The following is a 19,675-nucleotide window of genomic DNA, read 5'->3' as shown; positions in this document are numbered from 1 at the left end:
CGGGTCATTCCTCGGAAGAGATCCATCGATTCACGACGCGCGTCGCATCGGTCGCGTCATGGCTTACGAGTTCGCCGATCTGCTGCATGATGGTGCGGGTTCGCAGTTCTTCGTCGTCAAGTTCGACGGCGTCGATGGCCGGATCGGACTCGTCCGCCTCGCCGATCAATTCGTCGATCGAAGGCGTCAACGACGGCGGGATGCCCACCAGTTCTTCGGCCGAAGGCAGATCGCGAGCCGACGTCGTGCTCCGCACGAGCCGGAACATCATGAACAGGCTCAGCCCCGCCAGCAGCGCCATGCCCATCGATCCCCACGGCAGATTGACGAAATCGCCCGGCATGCCGAGGAAGCCGGCGTCGGCATTCGACTCCGGTGCGAGTGCGGCGATCGGCTGCAGGTCGGTGTAGCTGTTGACCACGACGGTCCCGATGTAACTCTGCGAACCATCGATGGCGTTGGTCGCCTCGGTGTCGATCAGCACGTTCACTTCCTGGCTGATCTTGGCGATCTCGTCGGTTTCGATCGGCTTGAGCGCTGCGTCGTTCGGCGGGCTGGTCGCGTCGGGGTTGCGCTTCTCCCAGATCCGCTGGAAGTAACTGCGGGGAATCTTGACGGTGGCGTTGATCTTGCGGGCGTAGCCCTTGGGATCTTCGCGCGTCGTTTCGCGCACGCCGGTTTGAGGGGCGAACTCGCTGGTGGATTCAGATGTCGTATTGCTCGGGGTTGCGGAATTGCTCAGGCTGATGCCCTGGCCGGTGTTGGGCTGCACGCCCGCCACGCCGCCCGAACTCGCTTCGGTGGATTGCGTCTTGCTTTCGGTTTCCAGCGTGATGGGGGTAACGGAGCCTTCGCCTTCTTTCTTGTAGGACACGTCATTGCTGCGCTCGCGCGAGGCGTCCACAGTGGCGTTAACCTGCACGATGACGCCGGGAATGTGCCGCAGGTTGTCCTCGATCTTGGCCCGCCAGTAACTGTCGATGCGGGTCTGCAGTTCCATGTAGGCACCGTTCGAGCGGTCGTTTTCGTCAGGCGTGCGCATCGGGTTGCCGGTGCGCGAGTTGATGACGGTGACGCCCTCGGGTTCCAGGCCCGCGACCGAGCCGCTGACGAACATGGCAATGCCTTCAACCTGCTCGGTGGTCAGGCCGGTGCCGACGGGGGTGATCGAAACCGAGGCGGTCGGCTTGGAGGCGCGGCGGCCGATCGCGCCCGGACCCTCCTCGGGCGGGGTGAGGATGACCTCCGCCTTCTGGACGTAGGTCCAGCGGCCGATGATGTCGCTGAGCACCTGGTTCAGGGCCGCGTAATACTGCTGCTTGTTCTGATGCCGGTTCGCATACCAAGGCTGCTCTTTAATGAGCCCAAGCAGCACGGACGAACCGGCCGCGCTCTTGTCCACCTCTCCCACGATGGCCAGTGCATCCATCTGCTGACGGCGCGGCACGAGGAAGTCATTGCCTGCAGGAGTCGCGGTGATTCCCTGGGCGGCGAAGCGGGTGAGCACCGCATCGCGCGAATCGGGCGAGACTTCGACGAGTTCCATGCTCGACTTGCCGGCGTACTGCGCGACGATGAACATGGCCATCAGAAAGACAAGCAGGCCCGAGCCGACGAGCACCTTGTGCAGGGGCTTGAGGTCGGCGAGCCGGCCGCGAACGAACTCGAATGACTGGCGAAATCGGTCCACCGTGCGGGCCTCCATGCCTCAGCCGGCGCTGTCCAACCGAACTCGTCGCAGCAGCCGGACTGCTGCGACGCGCGACGAGCCGGCATCCTCCTGACGCCGTGCGCCGCCGCGCCCGAAGTGGCGCTACACGCGGATCTGCTTGACCTCGTTGTAGGCGTCCATCACCTTGTTGCGCACCTGCAGCAGCATCTGAAAAGCCGTATCCGCCTTGCGCTGGGCGGTGAACACGGCGTCAAAGTCGGTTCGCTTGCCGGTCGTGAAGTCTTCAAGCGCCTGGGTCGTCTCCTGCTCGAGGCGATTGACCTCGCGCAACTGATCGAGGAGCATGTTCTTGAAGGAGCCCTGGGTGCCATCCTGCGCGCCCGGCAGGGGCTGATGCGCGCGCGCGAGCGGCTGCGCGGCGCCGGCCGATTGGATCAGTCCAAGTGGATCACTCACGTCAGGCCTCCTCAACCCGCCTCAATCGGGCGGGCGTGCGAGCCGTCGCAGCCGGATGGCCCGTGTCGGCCCGGTCCCATGCGCCGCTCGCGGACGGTTTCGCACATCGCTTCATCGGTTCGACTCCGTGCAATCCTTCAAATCCGGCCCGGCTCACGCCAGGATTCTCAACGAGGCCGAGAGCATCGCCTTGGTCGCCTCGGCCGCCATGATGTTTGCTTCGTACGCGCGCGACGCTTCGATCGCGTTGACGGTTTCGGTCGTGATGTCGATATCCGGCGTGTAGACCATGCCCTGCTCGTTCGCGAACGGGCTGCCGGGCATGTACCTGGGGCGAAACTCGCCGTCCGCCAGATCGATCCTGGCCACGTGGACACCCATGGAATCGCCCGAAACCGGATCGCCCGGCGCGAGCATCGCGATGCGGCGGCGAAACGGCTCGTTGTTGCCATTTGGATCGAGAATGCTGTTGGCGTTGGCGATGTTGGCGGTCGCCACTTCCACGCGCGTTCGCTGTGCGATCATGCCGGAGGTTGAAACGTCGAGCAGGCCGTACATCGGGCGGTGGTCCTCTCAGTATCAGACGCGCTCGCGAATGGCGGTCTGGAGCGTGGCGAAACGGGCTCGGAGCAGTTCGGTCGCGGTGCGGTGCGTCAGGGTGTTTTCCGCCAGTTCGGCCATGAGCCCTTCGAGATCGCGGTCGTTGCGGTCATGAAAGAGAATGCCCCGGCCGGTCGGGCGCGGCTTGAAGTGCATGCCGTGATTGGTGAACTCGATGTCAGCCGTGTCCTTGGGTCGAATCGGCGTCTCGGAGCGCAGCCCTGGATGCGTGGCGCGACGCCGGCCGAGCGCCTTGGCCATCGACTCGCGAAAGGCGCCGGCATCCACATCTGTCGGACGGTAGTTTGGTGTGGACAGGTTTGCGATGTTGTTGACGATGAGGCGGTGGCGCTGCCCTGCGAACTGGACGGTCCGCTCGAGCACATCGATGCCGGATTCGCGAAAGAGTCCCTCGATCATGGTGCCGGTCCTCGGCGGAAGTTGCGCCTTCACATCCCCGCAGGGCGGATGAGCAACCGGCGCGCCAGCCTCCGACCCCACCCAACGCCGATCGGATCGCGTTCTCGCGCAACAGTTGCGCGACGATCAGAGATCGGCGGCGACGAGGTCCAGTTCCTTCCACTTGCGCAGTTTCAGGCCAAGCGTGCGCACGCCAATGCGAAGTTCGCTGGCCGTCTTCTGGCGATGGCCCTTGTGCCGGTGCAGGGTCGCGACGATAACATCGCGCTCGATGTCTTCGAGCGGCCGGTCGAAGACGGGAATGGCGATCTGCTCGCCGCCGATGGGGGGAATTGCGGAATCGGCGGGTATCCGGGCGGTGCGAGGGGCGAGACCGTTGCCCAGAGGCTGGCGAACGACGACGTCGCAGATCACGTCCATCGGATCCGCAGGATCGGCCGCTGCCGCGCCAGCGGACATCGTCATCTGCAGCCAGGGCGCCACCAAGTCCGCCGGGATGGTCTCGCCCGGCGAGAGGATGCTCGCCCGCTCGCAGATGTTGTAGAGTTCGCGCACGTTGCCAGGCCAGTCGTAGGCCGCGAGCAGCTGCAGCGCCGGTTCGTCAAAGCGGCGCTGGGGCCGGCCCTCTCGGCGCGCCACCAGGCCGAGGAAGTGGTCCGCCAGCAGAGCCACGTCGGGCCGGCGCGTGCGCAGGGGTGGGACGCGCACGGGCAGCACGTTGAGCCGGAAGTACAGGTCCTGGCGGAATGCGCCGCGATTGACGGACTCTTCAAGGTCCCGGTTGGTCGTGGCAATGACGCGCACGTCGGTGCGTTGCGTGACGCTCGACCCGACGCGCTCGAAGGCCCGCTCCTGCAGCACGCGCAGCAGTTTGGCCTGAATCTGCGGCGGAATCTCGCTGATTTCATCGAGCAGCAGGGTTCCGCCATCGGCGAGTTCAAACCGGCCCTTACGCAAGCGGTCCGCGCCGGTGAAGGCGCCCTTTTCGTGGCCGAAGAGTTCCGACTCGAGCAGCGAAGGCGAGAGTGCGGCGCAATTGAGCGTGAGCAGCGGTCCGGTCGCGCGGTCGCTCAGCGCGTGGACGAGTTGCGCGACGACTTCCTTGCCCGAGCCTGACTCACCAGAGATCAGCACCGTTCCCTGCGTGGGCGCGATGCGCTCGATCTGCTGGCGCAACTGGGCCATGAGCGGCGTCTGGCCCACCAGGGTGGGCTTGTCGCTTCCGCGGCCGCGCGTCGATTCGAGCTTGCTCTGCAGCACGGCGTTTTCGCGCAGGAGCCGGGCGTGCTCAACGGCGCGCCGGAGCGTTGCGACGAGTTGATCGCCTTCGAAGGGCTTGGTGATGTAATCGAAGGCGCCCGTCTTCATGGCCTGCACCGCCGTCTGCACCGTGGCGTAGGCCGTCATCAGCACGACGGGCAATTGCTCGTCGTGCCGCCTGATTTCGGCGAGCAGTTCGAGACCGGTCATGCCGGGCATCTGCAGGTCGGTAATCACCGCCGCAGGTCGCTGCTCGGCGATCATCTTCATGGCTACAGCGCCGTCGGGAGCCACGGCGGCCTGCATGCCGGCCCTGGCCAGCGTGGTGGCCACACTGTCGCGCATCAGTTCCTTGTCATCCACTACAAGCACTCGCACGATGGTCGGCTCCTCCCGAAGTCGTCAGGTGTGATGTGAAGCGGCCGGCGCCGCGGCCGGCCTCGATGCCGTGGGCAGACGCAGCGCGATCGACGCGCCGCCCGCGCCGTTGCGTCCGACGGTGATCTCGCCGCCGTGCGCATCGACGATGCGGTGCACGATCGCCAGCCCCAGGCCGGTGCCGCTCTGTCGCGTGGTGAAGAAGGGATTGAAGATCCGCTCGACGATTTCCGGCGGGATTCCGGGGCCGGTGTCGTCGATCGTGAGGATGCACCATTCGTCTCCGGCGCCATCGTCATCTGGCGCCGACGGCGGGCGATCTGCGCGGAGGGCGGCCGAAAGGGTCAAGGTGCCGTCGCCCGACATGGCTTCGATCGCGTTGCGGATCAGGTTGACCAGCGCCTGGTTGAGCACGGCGGCGTCGACGTGCAGTGCAGGCAAGCGTGATTCGTTCTTGAGGTTCCGTCGAACCTCGACGCGCGAGTCGTGCAGCAGCCCGCGGCAGGCTTCGATCGCCTGGTCGAGCAGCGAGGTCACGCGCGCCGCGGCCGGGTTTATCTTCAACTCGCGCGCAAAGTTGAGCACGTCGCCGACAACCGCATCCAGGTCGCGCACGGCGCGGGCGATCTGCGCCGCCAGGCGGTTTGAATCCGGCCGGTCCGAAAGATCTTCCGCCAGCATCGAGGCGTACAGGCGGATCGAAGCCAGCGGATTGCGAATCTCGTGCGCGATGCCTGCGGCCATCTGGCCAAGCGCCGCCAACTGACGCGAGCGGCGCAACTGCTCGTTCGTCTCGTGCAGTTCATGGTTGAGCCGCCGGACTTCGGCCTGCAGCGTCTGGTGCGCGCCCTGCAGGCGGTCGGTGACCTGCGTGAATGCGGTCATGATCTCCGCGAGGTCCTGGGCCTCGCGGGCGGCGAGCGCGGAGTCGATTGGGGGGCGCTGATCGGTCTCTTCACGTTCGATCAATGCCGGCTGCTCAAGATGTTCGATCACACTCGGGCTCATGGGTCAGCCTCGCCTGTCCATGAAGCGCGTTCGACCCGGCGCTGCTGCCGCGGTCGTCCCCGTGACGTAAGCGCGATTGGAGTTGCGCCCCGTGAGCAGTTCGCCCAGCGCGTCGCTGACTTCGGTCCTGATCTCGCTCAGCCGCTCGCTGAGCAGTGCATCAATCGTGCGAACACGCTGGAGCAGATCGTCGAATCGGCCGGCGAGCGTTTCGGCCTCGCGCCGCGGCGCGGGTCCGAGCGTGGCAAGGTGAGCGGGCCACGAAGGACAGCACGCAGCGAACTGGCGATTCAGGCGGCACAACTCGTCCACAAGCGGGCGCCGGGCGTCGAGCAGCGGCATCGCCTCGTCAGATTGCCCTTGCTTGAGTTGATCGAGGAGGTCGCCCGAGAACCGTTCGAGTTGCAGGCAGATCTCGACCTGCTGGCCCAGGAGATGAACCGGGTCGTGGTCTTTGAAAGCGACGGTGCTGGTGCGTGTTGCGGTCATCCTGACCTTCCGTCCGTGGCCGGCTCCGCCGGCCGTCGCTGTGATGCGTCAATCTTCCTCTACATCATCCATCGCCGCGTGAAATCATGAACTTTTCGCCTCGCTCGCTACGGCGAAGGGCTCTGGGCCGAAGTCAGTTCGCCCTGCGCGGTCATCTCGTTGGAGCGAAGCACGCGCTCCCAGGCATCGCGATCGAGCGGCAGCGGGCTGCTCTCGAATGCTGCGGCCGGCAGATCGCGCAGCAGCCGCCAGGCCCGGTTCTGTGCCGTGCGGGCGGCGGGCAGGTCATTCAGCGCCGCGTAGGCGTTGACGATCTGGATCAGCGCCACAATCGCCGTGGCGTCCTCGCTGTAGCGGTCCGCAACGCCCGAGTAGAGCCGGATCGCTTCGTGATAGGAGCCCTGGTCAAAAGCGCAGTCCGCCCGCCAGAACGCGGCAAACTTGAGGTTCTGGCTCACCTCGGGCGAGCGCTTGTAGGGTTCGATTGACTCGAAGCCGCCGATGGCGATCGCGTAGTGCCTGGCCGCCTCGGCGAGATGTTCATCACGTGTCTGGTTCAACTGGATCCGCTCGGCCTCGGGCCGCTCCAGCGCGAGTTCCTCCTCGATGGATTTGGCGCTGAGCCGGTAGGCGTGGGCCAGTTCGTAGTGCAGATGGTTGAGTCGTGGGTCCGCGGGGTAGCGTTCGATCGCCTCGGTGAGACGGCGGATGGCCTCGGGGTAGTACTCGGCCGGGGGGCGGGGCATTGGATATTCGGCGGCGTGGCTGTAGAGCCTGCCCAGTTCGATGAGCGCATCGGCGAATTCCCATGCATCCGGATCAAGTTCAGCGCCGCCATCCACCACGTGCGTGAGCAGTCGTTCAGCCTCGGCGGGATTCGGCCGCTCCAGTCTGAGATAGCACTGCGCCAAGGGCACGTAAGAGCGGTGCGCTTCGATTGAGTTGTGGTGGTCGGCGATGAGCGTCTTGAACTGGGCGATGGCGCCCTCGTAGTCGCCCAGAGACTGGTAGGACCGGCCAAGCATGTGCACTCCCCAGAGTTCGCGCGACTGGCCGGCACTCAGGCGGACAAACTCCTTGAGGCACTGGACGGCCACGAGGTATTCGCCGCCGCGGTCGAAACACCTCGCCGCCCAGCGCAGCGATTCTGCCGCCGCGTCGGGATCGAGTTGAATCGCCATTTCCGCCAGCAGGCGGTAGTACTCTCCGCCATCAAGGAAGAAGCGCTGCGCCTGGCGGCGCGTAGCGGCATCGACGCGCGACGCATCATCCGGCTGGACGGGCAGGCCTTCGGCGTCGAGCTGGACGCCGGCGGCGGACCACGCCTCGGCCAGGATCTGGTCACCCAGCGACCAGTTCGTCTCCGCCAGCCGCAGCACGAGATCCTGAGGCATGTCCCTGGCCGTGGGATAGAGGCTCTCCGCCAGCTTCGCGAATTCCAGTGCCTCGAGCAGCCGTCCGTCATCGCGCCGCCGGTCATGCCAGACGAGCAGACTGGTGCAGACCTGGCGCGGGGTCAATTGCGGCGTCTCATCCGGGCGTTGCCGCGCCGCCTCAAGAGCGCGCACGACCGCATGGTAGTCGTTGACCGACTCATTATGGTTACCGAGCTGGGCTTGCACCTCCGCCCTGGCCATCAGGGCGGGCAGGTAAGCGCGCGTGCCGGGATAGGTGACGACGACATCGTCGAGCATCTGGTATGCGTCATCCCATTTCTGCCGCTGCTGGACGATGCGAGCCTGGAGCAGTAGCGCTTCGCCGCGCAGCGCGCTGGAATTGGAAAGCCCCTCGGCCGCGGTCTGGAGGTGCTCCTCGGCGCGTGCGTAGTGGCCCAATTCGAAGTAGCCGCGGCCCAGAAGCAGGTAGAGTTCAGGAAAGTCCCGTACGCCGTCGGCGCGCAACTGCTGCATGGCCACGAGCAGTTTGTCGATCGCCTCGTTGACAAATCCCTGGCCGAGCCGCAGTTCCGTCAGCCGCGCATAGGTCCAGATCCGATCCTCAGGCGCGAGATCGGGTTCGGTCATGAGTTTCATAAGCAGATCGACGGTCTCGGCGTACCGGTCTTCGGACATCGCCAGATTCTGATCGACAAGAGACTTGATCAGGCGCTGGCGGAGCGGCGCGGCGGTGGGAGGCAGCCGTTCGATGAGCGGCGGCACTTCGTCCGCCCGGTTCAGGCGGATGAGCGCATCGGCCTGCTGAAAAACCTGCTGGGGCGTCAGCGTTGCGCCGCTTTCCTCGGCGTCAACGTAACCGTCCACGGCTTGAGTCAGGTTGTGCGAGGCGTCCCCACCATCCGCCAACTGCCGGGCGTAAAAGAGATCCGCCCGCGTCGCGAGGAACCGGCGGATGTCTTCCTCGGTCATCCTGAGGCCATAGCGTTCGGTTTCGACGAGTTTATCGATCGCGGCCTCGTACTCGCCGGCGTCCCCGAGCCGCTTCACTTCCCTGAGCACCTCGGGAAAATCGATTGAAGGCCGGGTCGTGAACATGAGCACGACCGCCAGCAGCACCAGGCCCGCGCTGGCCACCGCGGCAGGCAACTGCCACACGTGTGCCCATGAAACCGGTGCGGCGGCCGGCGCCTGGTCGGGAGTCGGATTCTGATTCTGCTCAGGCGCCACGGCTGACTTTCATCTGACGAGGCGGCTGAACGCGGCCGCCGAGGTCCAGATCGTTTATCGGCAGCCCGCGGCCGGCGGCTGCATCTCAGCGCAGAATCTGCCGGTCGAAAGCTCGCGGCAGCGATCGATGTTCGGCGGCGACCTTTTTATGAGGACGATTGAGCGTCCGCAGCTGCACGCTTCTCCGCCAGGCGCCGGGCGTACTGCCGCACCCACGTCTCCCAACTCTTGCCCAAGGCCGTGTCGCGCCCCGTGAAGGCGAGCCGGCGGATCTGCCGCGCGGGGACAGTCTCCTTGGCCGGCGAGGAGGTCAGCATGAGCCGAACCAGCAGCCGGCCCTGCTCATCGTGGCGACGGTCGAACAGGTAGCCTTCGACGGTTCGGCCGCCATCGAGCGTGAGCGTCACGTCGCCGCGGTAGTCGAAGGCCAGTTCGAGCGCTTCTTCCGCTTGGCGAGGGTCGGCAAAGTCGTAGACCCGGCCCTCGGGCGAATCGGCGGCTGCGGCCGGAACATGATGTTCGTGTTCGACTTCAGACATGAGGGATTGGTCAGGAGAACGAGAGCGAGCGGCCGGATTCGAGATCGAGCAGTTGCCAGTGCGTCGTCTTGCAGATTCGCGTCAGCACCGTCCAGGCGATGTCCTCGTCGAGCACGGCGACGAGCATCTGGCTCAGTTCTTCGGCGCCCGGCGTCATCTGCATGGTCAGGCCCGGGCCGTAAAGGAATTCGCCGCCTTCGACATCGGGACAGGTGTTGAACTTCGAAAGCGTGGCGAGCACTTCGCGCTTTGAGCCGAGGGTGGGTGCTTCATCCGGATCGCTGGGCGCCGGGCCGGTGATGACAAGTTGCCGCTTGGCCAAGGGCTTCAGTCCTTTGTGCGCGAGCCGGCCCGCGCCTTGACCTCATCGGCCTGCTTGAGCAGCTCGACGGATTTTTCAACCAGCACATCCATCGAAAACGGTTTCTGCAGGTACAGATCGGCGCCGAGCCCCGTCGCGAAAGAGCGGTGCCGCTTGCCCTCGTTGGCCGTGATCATGATCACCACGGGCGAGTCTTCGTAGCCCTTGATCTTCTCAAGGACCAGGAAGCCGCTGCGGCCGGGAAGCATCATGTCCAGAACCACCAGGTCGGGCTTTTCGTCGAGGCAGATTCGAACCGCCGAGTTGCCGTCGGACACGGTTCGCGTGCGCGCGCCTTCCGCCTTGAACACCGTCTCGACGGACTCGCGTATGTCAGATTCGTCATCGACAATGAGCACGGATCGGTCGGCAAGTTGGCCTTGCGGCTGGGGCATCGCATCTTCTCCTCTGCTGCGCGGCAGCCACGGTGGCGACAGGCGCCATGGCGGATCAGCGGCGCGGGCGGGCGGTGGGTGTCCATAAGGATACGCGCCGCCCGCCAAGCGGGGAAGGTCAGGGGGAAATGGACGCCAGCCCAGCTTCCACAGCCGAATCCGGAGCCGACCGGACCATCTCCACCACTCCCACGTCGACCGGAATGAGCAGCCGCAGCTTCCCGTCCTCGGTCTTTTTATCTGCGTTCATGGCGCTGAGCACTTCGGCCAGAGGTGGGCTGGAGGTGAGGCGCACGGGGAGCCCGAGCTGCCCGATGACCGCGCGCAGCCTGGGCCGCAATTCGAGGTCGGTGATCTTGAGATGCTCGCCCGCGGCGCAGGCCGCCAGCAGACCAAGCGCTACGGCCTCGCCATGTTCAAGGCCGAGTTCCGGCCGCGTTTCGATGGCGTGCGCGAAGGTGTGGCCGAGGTTGAGCAGCAGGCGCTGACCGGTTTCTCGCTCATCGCCGGCGACGACGTCGGCTTTGATCCGGGCGTTTCGTGCAATGAAGTCGATGAGTTCACCGCTTCGGGCCGGCTGAAGCGCGGCGCTGTGAGCCTCGATCCAGTCGAGCATTGACGGGTCGGCGATGAGCGCGTGTTTGAGGCACTCGGCCAGGCCGCAGCGAAAGGCGCGCGGCGGGAGCGTGTGCAGCGTCGCGGCGTCCATGAGCACGGCCGCGGGGTGGTGAAACGCGCCGACGAGGTTCTTGCCCAGGACTGCGGAACCGGGCAGGGGAAAGTTGACTCCCGTCTTGCCGCCGATTGACGCATCCACCATGCCCAGCAGCGTGGTCGGCGCGTTGATGAGCGTGATGCCGCGCATGAACGTTGCGGCGGCGAATCCGGCGAGGTCGGTCGTTACTCCTCCGCCGAGCGCGATCAGGGCGCTCGACCGATCCAGCGAGGCTGCAAGCATCGCCTCGTACAGGCGAGCGGCCGATTCGACGGTTTTATGTGCCTCGCCGGACGGCACGGCAATCTGATGGCAATCGAAGCCCGATCTGGAGCACGCGCGTGCAAGCGTCTGCCCGTGCGTTTGAGCGACGGCGGCGTCGCAGATGATGGCCAGGCGCCGGCCGCGAACGTGCGGCGAGAGGATTTCACCCGCCTCTTCGAGCAGCCCGGAGCCGACGTGGATGGCGCATTCGCGCGGCGCTGAGGCCACGTGCAGATCGATGCGAACGCGGTGGCGATCACTCATGCGTCATCGTATCTTCGCCGCGCCGGCGGAGTTCGGCCAGCGCCTCGGCGGGCTCATCGGGAAGATCCGCGTCGTTCCACTGCGGCTCCCCGGCATCGACGCCTGAAACAGGACCGCCCGCCAACCGCGGTCGTGCCGCTCTTCGCACAATCAGCAGCATTGCCCCGCCGACCACCAGTGCTGCGACCAGCCCGGTCCATTCGTCGATGCCGCCGCTCCGAAGCGGCGTATAGCGAGGACTGGTGCCGACGAAAACGAGAATGCGCCGCGGCAGCGGCGTCGCGCGCACAGTTTGAACCATGGTTTCGCGTAGGGGGTGAAGATCCGCCATTGCGGTCTTCCAGAATGCCGCATCGAGTTCGATCGAGTCGATGTACGTTGGCGCTGCCGCCGCATCGGGCGATGATGGTGTTGGCGGTTCATAGACGAGCAGCAGAATCGGTTCGACGATCGCCGGAGAACTCGTCTGCCACGCGCTGAGGCCGTCGATGCCAAAAGCCCGCTCGGCAACGCGCGTCGCAGGCCCGGTCATGAAGTGAAATGTCCGGCCACGGAACTCAGCCGGAGTTTGGGCGATGGCGATCCAGTCCGGTGCGGCAGCGCCGCTCGAGGCGGTCGCGATCAGGGCCGGTGAGATGAGCGCATCCAGGCCTGCGTCCGCCGCGAGCGGCTGATCGTCGACGACATCGCCGAGCGCTTCGAGCGCTGTCGGCGTCAGGCCGGCCGGTGGGGAGGACAGCAGGACCAGAAGCGCCAGATGCAGGGGCATCAACATGGTGGATTCTAACGCAAAGCCTCCACTGGCTCTGGCGCGCCGAGTGGCCATCTACCACTCGTAGCCCATGTCTTCAGCGATGCGGTAGACGCTGGCGAACAGGACGGCGGCGTATTGGCACGTGCGCGCAGCCGGTGCATCCCCTTCACTCTGCCAGTGCGCTGCCAACTGCTCAAGTTCGTGGATGATGGGTAGGGCGTTACGGGCCCCCGCAATTGTCGCACTCGCCTCTGAGTCACTTCCGGAATGCATGACGGATTCGGTCATCCGAAAGGAATCTGACGACGTCACCCGAGCGAAGAACTCGCGATCGCGGGATGTTGGTCACCGCGGGGTGGTTCATGCCTTGATTATCGGCGCGATCTCGGCTGGATGCCAAATGCCTTCGGTGACCCTTCGCCGCCTACTCCCACTCGATCGTCGCCGGGGGCTTGGAGCTGATGTCGTAGACCACCCGGTTTACGCCGCGGATTTCGTTGATGATCCGCGAACTGATCGTCGCCAGCACGCTGAAGGGAATCCGCGCCCAGTCGGCGGTCATGAAGTCCTGCGTCTCCACCGCGCGGATCGCCACCACGCTTTCGTAGGTCCGCCCGTCGCCCATCACGCCGACCGACTGGATGGGCAGCAGGACGGCGAAGACCTGGCTGGTGCTGCGGTAGAGGTTGTTGGCCACGATCTCTTCGAGCAGGATTTCATCGCAGTCGCGCAGCAGATCGAGCCGCGCTTTGGTCACCTCGCCGACGATGCGCACCGCCAGCCCCGGGCCGGGGAACGGATGGCGCCAGATGATCTGGTCCGGCAGGCCGAGTACGGCCCCGAGTTTTCGCACCTCATCCTTGAAGAGATCGCGGAGCGGCTCGATGAGTTTGAAGCCAAGTTGCTCAGGCAGGCCGCCGACGTTGTGGTGCAACTTGATGTTCGCCGCGGTCCCGGCGTGGCTGTGGCCGGATTCAATCACGTCGGGATAGAGCGTGCCTTGCGCGAGGAATTCGAAATCGCCGATCTCGGCGGCCGTCTGCTTGAAAACTTCGATGAATCGATGGCCGATGCGGCGGCGCTTCTCCTGCGGGTCGAGCACGCCCTTGAGATCCCCCAGAAACTGCTCTGACGCATCGACGACGCGCAGGTCCGCCTGGAAGTGATCGCGAAAAGTGGATTCGACCAGTTGCCGTTCCGCTTTGCGAAGCAATCCATTGTCGACAAAGACGCAGGTCAGTTGCTCGCCGATGGCCCGAATGAGCATCGCCGCCAGCACCGATGAGTCGACGCCGCCCGAGAGGCCGCAGATGACGCGCTTGGCGCCCACTTCCTCACGGATGCGTCTGCACTCACTTTCGAGGAATTCGCTCATTCGCCACGTGCCCTTGCACTGGCAGATCTCGAAGATGAAGTTGCGCAGGATGTCGATGCCGTGCGGCGTGTGGGTCACTTCCGGATGGAACTGGATGCCGTAGAACTTGTGCTTGAGGTGACGCACCGCGGCGATGGGGCAGGTGGGAGTCGTTGCGATGGCTTCGAACTCCTGCGGCAGCGTCTCGACCTGGTCGCCGTGACTCATCCACACAGTCGTCGAGGCGGGCAGGTCGACAAGCAGCCCGCGCTCCTCCACGGGCAGGATGTTCAGGTTCGCCCGGCCGAACTCGCGCTTGCCTGCGCTGCGGACGTCGGCGCCGAGCATCTGGCAGCCCAGTTGCATGCCGTAGCAGATGCCCAGGACCGGCACGCCCATCTCAAAGAGCCGCTCATCGCAGCGCGGGGCGCCGAATTCGTTGACGCTCGCCGGCCCGCCCGAGAGGATAATGCCCTTCGGACGGAACTGCGCCAGCGTTTCAATCGGCGCAGACGGCGCAACCAGCACGCTGAACGCCCCGGCCTCGCGCACCCGCCGAGCGATCAGTTGCGCGTATTGCGAGCCGAAGTCCAGAATGACGATGACTTCTGTGTTGTCGGGAATGCGGATGGTCGGTGAAGTGACGGCCATGGACGCGCGACCCTTTTCGAGGTGGGAAACGAGAGTGTATGGCTGATTCGCCGCCCATCCAATCCACGAGGTTCCCGAACCGCCGGTCCGAGTCGCGCCTCCGGGGGCGAACGGCTCTCGGCATGCGCCTGAGGCCCTACCATTGGCCGATGCGGTGTGCCTCCTTTCTTGTGCCGGCTGTGATTGGCGCGACCCTGCTCGGCCCGGCGTCATGTGGTCCGCCGGCGATCACGGGCGACTTCGACTCGCCGCAGCCGGCGGCACGGCTCTTCGCCACCCGTCGCGCCGCAGCCGAGACCGACCCCGGCAAGGTCCGGGCCGCCATCCCCGGTCTCATCCGCAACCTCGAATCGGACGATCCCGCGGTTCGCCTGCTCAGCGCCGAGGCGCTCTACGAACTGACGGGGGAGACCTGCGGCTACCGGCACTATGACCCGGAGTGGGTGCGGTCCCCCGCAGTGAAGCGATGGAGCGAAGCCTGGCTCGGCGGCGAACTCACCCTGCGCGACGGCACGCCGCTGCTGCCGGATACACTTGAAACGACCTCAGCGAGCGAAAGGACGCTCCTTGACCGCTGACCCTCACGTGAAGATCGACATGCTCTCTCAGCCGCGCTACCTCGCCGGAGCGCGGGCGATGATCGCGTCGGTGGCCCGGCGGCTGGGCTTTCGCGAGGCCGACTGCGCCCACGTGGCGCTGGCGCTCGATGAAGCGCTGTGCAACGTGATCAAGCACGGCTATGGGAAGCGTGAAGACCAGCACATCTGGATCAGCGTCTGGCCGCTTGAGGGTCAGTGTTGCGGCATCCGCATTCTCATCGAAGATCGCGGGCGCCAGGTCGAGCCGTCGGAGATCCGGTCGCGCCAACTCGATGACATCCGGCCCGGCGGCCTCGGCGTGCACATCATCAGCCAGGTGATGGATCGAGTGCAGTACGAGAAGCGCGACGGCGGCGGCATGTCGCTGCTCATGGAAAAACACATCGCGGGCGAGCAGTCGATGCCGCAAGCCAGGAAGGAACCGGCCTGACATGGCCAGCACAGACGAAGTCCCGGTTGAATTTGAGCAGCAAGGCGACGCCGTCGTCCTGCGCCCTTCGGGGGAGATCGATCTGGCGCGCTCGCCGTCGCTGCGCACGACCATCAGCCGCGCGCAGACCGACAAGCCGCGGCGTCTGATCTTCGACCTCACGGAAGTGCCCTATATGGACAGTTCGGGCGTGGCAACGCTCGTCGAGGCCATGCAGGTTGCCCGCCGCTACCACGGATCCGTGATTCTCTGCGGCCTGCACGAGCGGGTTCGTTCAATCTTCGAGATCGCCCGGCTCGATATGGTTTTCAAGATCGTCGATTCGCTTGACGAGGCGCTGCTGGCCTAGGCTGCACCGCCTCGACTGCCGCCTGTTGATTTGCACTGCATCCCATGAGCGAAGCTGAGCCCCAGACCGAGCCCGCCTCCTCCCGCGCCGTGCAGGGCGTCGCGTTTGTCGGTGAGCGGTGGCTCGACTTCCAGCACAACGTCGGGGGCGTGTGGTACCTCTTCGTTGACGTGATGCGCTGGATCACCAAGGCGCTCGCCTCGCGCCGCATCCGGCTGGGCCGCGTCGCTATCGTCAGCCAGGTCGTCCGCCTTGGCGCGCGGGCCATCGGCATCGTGATGCTGCTCTCGATGGCCATCGGCGCCATCCTGGCGCTGCAGATGGAGCCGCCGCTGCGCGATTTCGGCCAGACGGACAAGATCGCCAACATCATCGGGGTGGCGGTGCTGCGCGAACTGGGCCCGCTCATCAGCGCCGTTATCCTCACCGGCTTTGCCGGCGCCGCCGTCGCCGCCGAGGTCGGGACCATGGTGGTCGGCGAGGAAATCGAAGCGCTCGAGGCACACGCGCTCAATCCGGTGCGGTTTCTCGTGGTGCCGCGCGTGATCGCGACCACGTTCTCGCTGGTGTGCCTGACGGTGATCTCCAACATCGTCGCGATCGCCGCGGGCATGTTTATTTCGGTCTACGTGCACGATGTGCCGGCGGTGCAGTACTGGGACAACACGCTCAGCCAGTGCAAACCCGGTGACCTGCTCACGGGGCTGGTCAAGGCGGCGGTGTTCGGGATGCTCATCGGACTGATTTCGTGCTACAACGGCCTGCGCGTAACCGGCGGCGCCGCGGGCGTCGGTCGCGCCACCACCGCGACCGTGGTGGCGAGCGTGGTGTCGGTCATCTTCGCCGACCTGATCTTCACCACGATCTTCTTCTCACTCGAGTGGACGTGATTCACCATCGGTAGCCGATGGGCTGCTCAATCCACGCGCCCAGGTCGCGCACCACCATCATCCAGAGGACGGCGGCGGCGACGAGGCAGGCGAGAATTGCCGCGCCCGTCCAGAGGCCGGTGCCAAGCAACCAGCAGATGCCGTACACGCCGATCCAGAGCGAGCCGTAGCGCTGGAGTTTTTCGGCCGCAAAAGTTGGGCTGGACGCAAAGCGCACTTTGTGGACGCTGCTGATGAGAAAGAGCAGAGCCGCGGCGACAGGCCAGATGATCCCCACCCACGGAAAGGCCGGGTCCCACAGCCAGCCCTTCTCGCGCGATTGCCAGAGCAGAAACACGCAGATCGCGATGTACCCGATCACGCCGCCGATGATCGTCAGCGGAGTGAGGCGCGGCCGCTTCTGCTCGAGCCGGTAAGCGGCGGCCTGCACCACCATGGCATGCGCCACCACGAGCATGATCGGCCAGACGAAGCGCAGGCCGAAGTTGAGAATGAGCATCTCTGACGCGTAGACCACTCCCAGCGTGACCAGGCCGACTCCCGGCACGTACTTGGCCGCGGCGTTGTAGAAGAGAATCGCCGCGGCGCAGAAAAGCGTCATCAGCAGCACCGTCTGATCGAGAATCGCCGCGACCAGAAGCGCGCTGAGCAGCGAAACAAAGCCGATGATCGCCGCGGCCTGGGCCGAGATGCGTCCCGAGGGGATTGGCCGGTTGGGCGCGAAGGTGGTGTCCCGGTTGGCGTCAAAGACGTCGTTGAGCGCGCCGCCGTAGGTCGAAAGCCCCACGCCGAGGATCGACGCCAGGGCTAAGGCGATCCAGAGAGGCGATTCGCCGATCCTCGCCGCCATCTGGTGCTCGAGATTGACATCCCGCGACCACAGGATGATGAACCACAGGTTGGCCACGGCGGCGAACGCGTGCGTCAGCCGGGTGAGTTGCACCGTCGAGAGCAGGTTGACGACGAGCGGGCGGATCATTGGCTCTCATGGTAGAACCCGCCGCAACCGGGCGGCAGCCGTTTCCATCGCCTCCAGCATGCGCCGGCCGCCACCTGTCTGGAACCCCGCCCCGCCAGCTCGTACCATCCCTTCTCGATTCATGGTTCAAACTCTCGATCCACAGCGTGATGTTGCCTCGCTTCGCGTGGCGATCGTCCGAAGCACCTACCATTCCTGGGCTACGGGAAAGATGCTCGAAGCAGCCGTCGATCGCTGGCGGCGCCTCGGCGGGCATGAGCAGTCGCTGGTTGTGGCCAGCGCTGCGGGCACATGGGAGTTGCCCGCCATCGCCCGCGCCTTGGCGCAGAGCGGAGCAGTGGATGCCATCGTCGCCCTGGGCGCGGTCATTCGCGGTGAGACGGACCATTTCGAGTACATCTGCCAGGGAGTTACGCAGGCGCTGGCTGACGTGACCTCGCGCACTGGCGTGCCCGTTGGTTTTGGCGTGCTCACCTGCGACACCGCCGAGCAGGTCAAGGCCCGCACGGGAGGCGATGCAGGCAACAAGGGCGCGGAGGCCATGGACGCCGCCGTGCAGACCGCACTCATGATTCGGGCCGTGCAGGCAATGCGGCCAGGGGAAAGTTGAACCACGTGTCTACTCCGACTCCGCACAACGTCCGCCGCCTCGCCCTGCAGATGCTCTATCAGCTCGATGCGCGTCAGGGTGAAGACGCGGATGCGATTCGCGATTCGCTGCTCAACGCGTCGCGCGGCGAGCAATTCTCCGGGCCGTGGGCCGTGCCCACGCTCGACGACCCGAGCGCCCATCGCCAGGCGTTTGTCACGGCGCTGGCCGCATGGAACGCGCGCGGCCAGGCCGATCAGATGGCCACGGCCCTGGCGCCCGAATGGCCGACGCACCGCCAGCCCGTGGTCGATCGCAATGTGATCCGCCTGTGCTGGTACGAGATGACCGAAGGCGGCGTGCCCCCCAAGGCCGCCGTGAACGAAGCCATCGAACTGGCCAAGGAATTCGGCACCGACCGCAGCGGCGCGTTTCTCAACGGCGTGCTCGATCGCATGCTCAAGCGCGTGCTCAACGCCGAGCACGAGCACGAGCACGAAGCCGGCGAAGCGCGCGAGCCGGTGGACAACCCGGTCCTGCACACCGAGTACTGGAGTTCCGAATAGACCGATGGGGCTCTTCTCCTCGACCGTCGGAGCGATCAAAAAGGGGCTGTCGCGCACCCGCGACTCGTTCGTGGGGGGCCTGCGGTCGCTGTTGCGCGGTCGGAAGCTCTCCGAAGACGTCATCGACGAGATCGAATCGCGCCTCATCCAGGCCGACGTGGGGGTCCGCACGACCACGCGGCTGATCGAGCATCTGCGCGAGCAGTATCGGGCAGGCAAAGTCACACAGGGCGAGCAGGTCATCGGGTTCCTCAAGACGGAACTCAAGTCTTACTGGCCCGCGGCAAATCGACAGATCGCGCGCGCTGCATGCAAGCCGACGGTGATCCTCGTCGCCGGCATCAATGGCGCGGGCAAAACCACCAGCGTCGCCAAGATTGCCAAGAGCCTGCTCGACGAGAAGCGCAGCGTCATGCTGGCCGCGTGCGACACGTTCCGAGCCGGGGCGGTGAATCAACTGACGATCTGGTCTCAACGCCTCGGCGTTCCGATCATCAAGGGCCAGCAGAATTCCGATCCCGCCTCCGTGGCGTTCGACGCCTGCGAAGCGGCGATGGCGCGCGGCGTGGATGTACTCGTCATCGACACCGCCGGTCGGCTGCACACGCAGGATCCGCTGATGAAGCAGCTCATCAAGATCCGCGACGTGGTCGCCAAGCGCATTGCCGGCGCGCCGCACGAGGTGCTGCTTGTGCTCGACGCGACCACCGGCCAGAATGCCATTGAGCAGGCGAAGAAGTTCAAGGAGGCGATCAACGTCACGGGCATCTTCCTCGCCAAACTCGACGGCACGGCCAAGGGCGGCATCGTCATCGCGATCCGCGAGGCGGTGGACATCCCCGTCAAACTCATCGGCGTCGGCGAATCGCCCGAAGACGTCGAACCCTTCGACCCCGAAACGTTCATCGAGTCGATGTTCGCGGAATAGTTTCGCACAATACCAGACCGACGCGCCAGCGAGGACGAAGCCGACGACCTCGCACGAACTCGCCGCGCGCGCATCTGTCATGCTCGCGCTTCGATCTGGCATCGCTCACTCATTCAAGCCCGCGCGATCCAACCTCCGATC

The 19,675-nt window shown here is 65.5% G+C and carries 23 protein-coding genes; 7 read left to right on the top strand and 16 right to left on the bottom strand.

All coding sequences use genetic code 11. The features are described from left to right. Positions 1 to 4 precede the first annotated feature (4 nt). From IT430_13390 to guaA, 15 genes are all read right to left on the bottom strand, one after another. Entirely contained in the window at positions 5 to 1,690 is a 1,686-nt protein-coding gene (locus IT430_13390; GenBank protein MCC6908931.1) for a hypothetical protein, read from the bottom strand. Positions 1,691 to 1,813: 123 nt separating this feature from the next. Beyond that, positions 1,814 to 2,128, bottom strand: coding sequence for a flagellar hook-basal body complex protein FliE (fliE, locus tag IT430_13385; GenBank protein MCC6908930.1), 315 nt, complete (start codon positions 2,126 to 2,128; stop codon positions 1,814 to 1,816). Between the two features lie 153 nt (positions 2,129 to 2,281). After that, positions 2,282 to 2,686 carry a flagellar basal body rod protein FlgC gene (flgC, locus tag IT430_13380; protein ID MCC6908929.1) on the bottom strand — a complete coding sequence of 135 codons (405 nt, stop codon included), beginning with the start codon at positions 2,684 to 2,686 and terminating at the stop codon, positions 2,282 to 2,284. A 21-nt stretch (positions 2,687 to 2,707) separates the two neighbouring features. Beyond that, positions 2,708 to 3,148, bottom strand: a complete 441-nt coding sequence (locus IT430_13375; protein MCC6908928.1) for a hypothetical protein — start codon at positions 3,146 to 3,148, stop codon at positions 2,708 to 2,710. Positions 3,149 to 3,274: 126 nt separating this feature from the next. Then, positions 3,275 to 4,786: a sigma-54-dependent Fis family transcriptional regulator gene (locus tag IT430_13370; GenBank protein ID MCC6908927.1), complete on the bottom strand. Its 1,512-nt coding sequence runs from the start codon at positions 4,784 to 4,786 to the stop codon at positions 3,275 to 3,277. A 24-nt stretch (positions 4,787 to 4,810) separates the two neighbouring features. Further along, positions 4,811 to 5,794, bottom strand: a complete 984-nt coding sequence (locus tag IT430_13365) for a hypothetical protein (protein ID MCC6908926.1) — start codon at positions 5,792 to 5,794, stop codon at positions 4,811 to 4,813. Between the two features lie 3 nt (positions 5,795 to 5,797). Beyond that, positions 5,798 to 6,283, bottom strand: a complete 486-nt coding sequence (fliT, locus tag IT430_13360) for a flagellar protein FliT (GenBank protein ID MCC6908925.1) — start codon at positions 6,281 to 6,283, stop codon at positions 5,798 to 5,800. Between the two features lie 107 nt (positions 6,284 to 6,390). Further along, positions 6,391 to 8,907, bottom strand: coding sequence for a tetratricopeptide repeat protein (locus IT430_13355; protein ID MCC6908924.1), 2,517 nt, complete (start codon positions 8,905 to 8,907; stop codon positions 6,391 to 6,393). Positions 8,908 to 9,053: 146 nt separating this feature from the next. After that, positions 9,054 to 9,446 carry a hypothetical protein gene (locus IT430_13350; GenBank protein MCC6908923.1) on the bottom strand — a complete coding sequence of 131 codons (393 nt, stop codon included), beginning with the start codon at positions 9,444 to 9,446 and terminating at the stop codon, positions 9,054 to 9,056. A 10-nt stretch (positions 9,447 to 9,456) separates the two neighbouring features. Then, a complete protein-coding gene (locus IT430_13345; GenBank protein ID MCC6908922.1) occupies positions 9,457 to 9,768 on the bottom strand; it encodes a hypothetical protein in 312 nt (103 codons plus the stop codon). Between the two features lie 5 nt (positions 9,769 to 9,773). Next, positions 9,774 to 10,202, bottom strand: a complete 429-nt coding sequence (locus IT430_13340) for a response regulator (protein ID MCC6908921.1) — start codon at positions 10,200 to 10,202, stop codon at positions 9,774 to 9,776. A gap of 118 nt (positions 10,203 to 10,320) precedes the next feature. Then, on the bottom strand, positions 10,321 to 11,445 hold the full coding sequence (aroB, locus tag IT430_13335; GenBank protein ID MCC6908920.1) for a 3-dehydroquinate synthase: 1,125 nt from the start codon (positions 11,443 to 11,445) through the stop codon (positions 10,321 to 10,323). Beyond that, a complete protein-coding gene (locus tag IT430_13330) occupies positions 11,438 to 12,220 on the bottom strand; it encodes a hypothetical protein (protein MCC6908919.1) in 783 nt (260 codons plus the stop codon). The genes aroB and IT430_13330 overlap by 8 nt, the downstream gene beginning before the upstream one ends. A gap of 51 nt (positions 12,221 to 12,271) precedes the next feature. Beyond that, entirely contained in the window at positions 12,272 to 12,472 is a 201-nt protein-coding gene (locus IT430_13325; GenBank protein ID MCC6908918.1) for a hypothetical protein, read from the bottom strand. A 151-nt stretch (positions 12,473 to 12,623) separates the two neighbouring features. Next, complete coding sequence (gene guaA / locus IT430_13320; GenBank protein MCC6908917.1) at positions 12,624 to 14,204, bottom strand: glutamine-hydrolyzing GMP synthase; 1,581 nt, start codon at positions 14,202 to 14,204, stop codon at positions 12,624 to 12,626. Between the two features lie 149 nt (positions 14,205 to 14,353). Between guaA and IT430_13315 the strand changes: the two genes are divergently transcribed. Genes IT430_13315 through IT430_13300 form a run of 4 tightly spaced genes read left to right on the top strand, consistent with a single transcriptional unit; the run spans position 14,354 to position 16,472 of the window. Further along, complete coding sequence (locus tag IT430_13315) at positions 14,354 to 14,782, top strand: hypothetical protein (protein ID MCC6908916.1); 429 nt, start codon at positions 14,354 to 14,356, stop codon at positions 14,780 to 14,782. Next, positions 14,772 to 15,233 carry an ATP-binding protein gene (locus IT430_13310; GenBank protein ID MCC6908915.1) on the top strand — a complete coding sequence of 154 codons (462 nt, stop codon included), beginning with the start codon at positions 14,772 to 14,774 and terminating at the stop codon, positions 15,231 to 15,233. The genes IT430_13315 and IT430_13310 overlap by 11 nt, the downstream gene beginning before the upstream one ends. Before the next feature lies 1 nt (position 15,234). Then, positions 15,235 to 15,582, top strand: coding sequence for an STAS domain-containing protein (locus IT430_13305; GenBank protein MCC6908914.1), 348 nt, complete (start codon positions 15,235 to 15,237; stop codon positions 15,580 to 15,582). A 44-nt stretch (positions 15,583 to 15,626) separates the two neighbouring features. Continuing rightward, positions 15,627 to 16,472, top strand: a complete 846-nt coding sequence (locus IT430_13300; protein MCC6908913.1) for an ABC transporter permease — start codon at positions 15,627 to 15,629, stop codon at positions 16,470 to 16,472. Between the two features lies 1 nt (position 16,473). Here the strand turns inward: IT430_13300 and IT430_13295 are convergent, their stop codons facing one another. Next, positions 16,474 to 17,451, bottom strand: coding sequence for a UbiA family prenyltransferase (locus IT430_13295; protein MCC6908912.1), 978 nt, complete (start codon positions 17,449 to 17,451; stop codon positions 16,474 to 16,476). 121 nt (positions 17,452 to 17,572) lie between these two features. On the opposite strand from IT430_13295, the gene IT430_13290 reads away from it, so the two are divergent. Genes IT430_13290 through ftsY form a run of 3 tightly spaced genes read left to right on the top strand, consistent with a single transcriptional unit; the run spans position 17,573 to position 19,534 of the window. Continuing rightward, the gene (locus IT430_13290; GenBank protein ID MCC6908911.1) at positions 17,573 to 18,061 is read left to right on the top strand and encodes a 6,7-dimethyl-8-ribityllumazine synthase; all 489 of its coding nucleotides are present in this window, start codon (positions 17,573 to 17,575) and stop codon (positions 18,059 to 18,061) included. 5 nt (positions 18,062 to 18,066) lie between these two features. Continuing rightward, positions 18,067 to 18,606, top strand: a complete 540-nt coding sequence (gene nusB, locus IT430_13285; GenBank protein ID MCC6908910.1) for a transcription antitermination factor NusB — start codon at positions 18,067 to 18,069, stop codon at positions 18,604 to 18,606. Positions 18,607 to 18,610: 4 nt separating this feature from the next. After that, positions 18,611 to 19,534 carry a signal recognition particle-docking protein FtsY gene (gene ftsY, locus IT430_13280; protein MCC6908909.1) on the top strand — a complete coding sequence of 308 codons (924 nt, stop codon included), beginning with the start codon at positions 18,611 to 18,613 and terminating at the stop codon, positions 19,532 to 19,534. Positions 19,535 to 19,675 lie beyond the last annotated feature (141 nt).

The organism is Phycisphaerales bacterium, from assembly GCA_020852515.1.
GTDB lineage: Bacteria > Planctomycetota > Phycisphaerae > Phycisphaerales > UBA5793 > UBA5793.
The sequence above is the reverse complement of the archived record's forward strand: the minus strand, read 5'-3'. Positions and strand labels throughout refer to the sequence as shown.

What these genes read in the sequence shown, in the direction of transcription:
- flgC (MCC6908929.1), bottom strand. Translation starts at nt 2,686, where the DNA reads ATGTACGGCCTGCTCGACGTTTCAACCTCCGGCATGATCGCACAGCGA.
- IT430_13375 (MCC6908928.1), bottom strand. Translation starts at nt 3,148, where the DNA reads ATGATCGAGGGACTCTTTCGCGAATCCGGCATCGATGTGCTCGAGCGG.
- IT430_13365 (MCC6908926.1), bottom strand. Translation starts at nt 5,794, where the DNA reads ATGAGCCCGAGTGTGATCGAACATCTTGAGCAGCCGGCATTGATCGAA.
- fliT (MCC6908925.1), bottom strand. Translation starts at nt 6,283, where the DNA reads ATGACCGCAACACGCACCAGCACCGTCGCTTTCAAAGACCACGACCCG.
- IT430_13350 (MCC6908923.1), bottom strand. Translation starts at nt 9,446, where the DNA reads ATGTCTGAAGTCGAACACGAACATCATGTTCCGGCCGCAGCCGCCGAT.
- IT430_13340 (MCC6908921.1), bottom strand. Translation starts at nt 10,202, where the DNA reads ATGCCCCAGCCGCAAGGCCAACTTGCCGACCGATCCGTGCTCATTGTC.
- aroB (MCC6908920.1), bottom strand. Translation starts at nt 11,445, where the DNA reads ATGAGTGATCGCCACCGCGTTCGCATCGATCTGCACGTGGCCTCAGCG.
- IT430_13330 (MCC6908919.1), bottom strand. Translation starts at nt 12,220, where the DNA reads ATGTTGATGCCCCTGCATCTGGCGCTTCTGGTCCTGCTGTCCTCCCCA.
- IT430_13325 (MCC6908918.1), bottom strand. Translation starts at nt 12,472, where the DNA reads ATGCATTCCGGAAGTGACTCAGAGGCGAGTGCGACAATTGCGGGGGCC.
- guaA (MCC6908917.1), bottom strand. Translation starts at nt 14,204, where the DNA reads ATGGCCGTCACTTCACCGACCATCCGCATTCCCGACAACACAGAAGTC.
- IT430_13315 (MCC6908916.1), top strand. Translation starts at nt 14,354, where the DNA reads ATGCGGTGTGCCTCCTTTCTTGTGCCGGCTGTGATTGGCGCGACCCTG.
- IT430_13305 (MCC6908914.1), top strand. Translation starts at nt 15,235, where the DNA reads ATGGCCAGCACAGACGAAGTCCCGGTTGAATTTGAGCAGCAAGGCGAC.
- IT430_13300 (MCC6908913.1), top strand. Translation starts at nt 15,627, where the DNA reads ATGAGCGAAGCTGAGCCCCAGACCGAGCCCGCCTCCTCCCGCGCCGTG.
- IT430_13295 (MCC6908912.1), bottom strand. Translation starts at nt 17,451, where the DNA reads ATGATCCGCCCGCTCGTCGTCAACCTGCTCTCGACGGTGCAACTCACC.
- IT430_13290 (MCC6908911.1), top strand. Translation starts at nt 17,573, where the DNA reads ATGGTTCAAACTCTCGATCCACAGCGTGATGTTGCCTCGCTTCGCGTG.
- ftsY (MCC6908909.1), top strand. Translation starts at nt 18,611, where the DNA reads ATGGGGCTCTTCTCCTCGACCGTCGGAGCGATCAAAAAGGGGCTGTCG.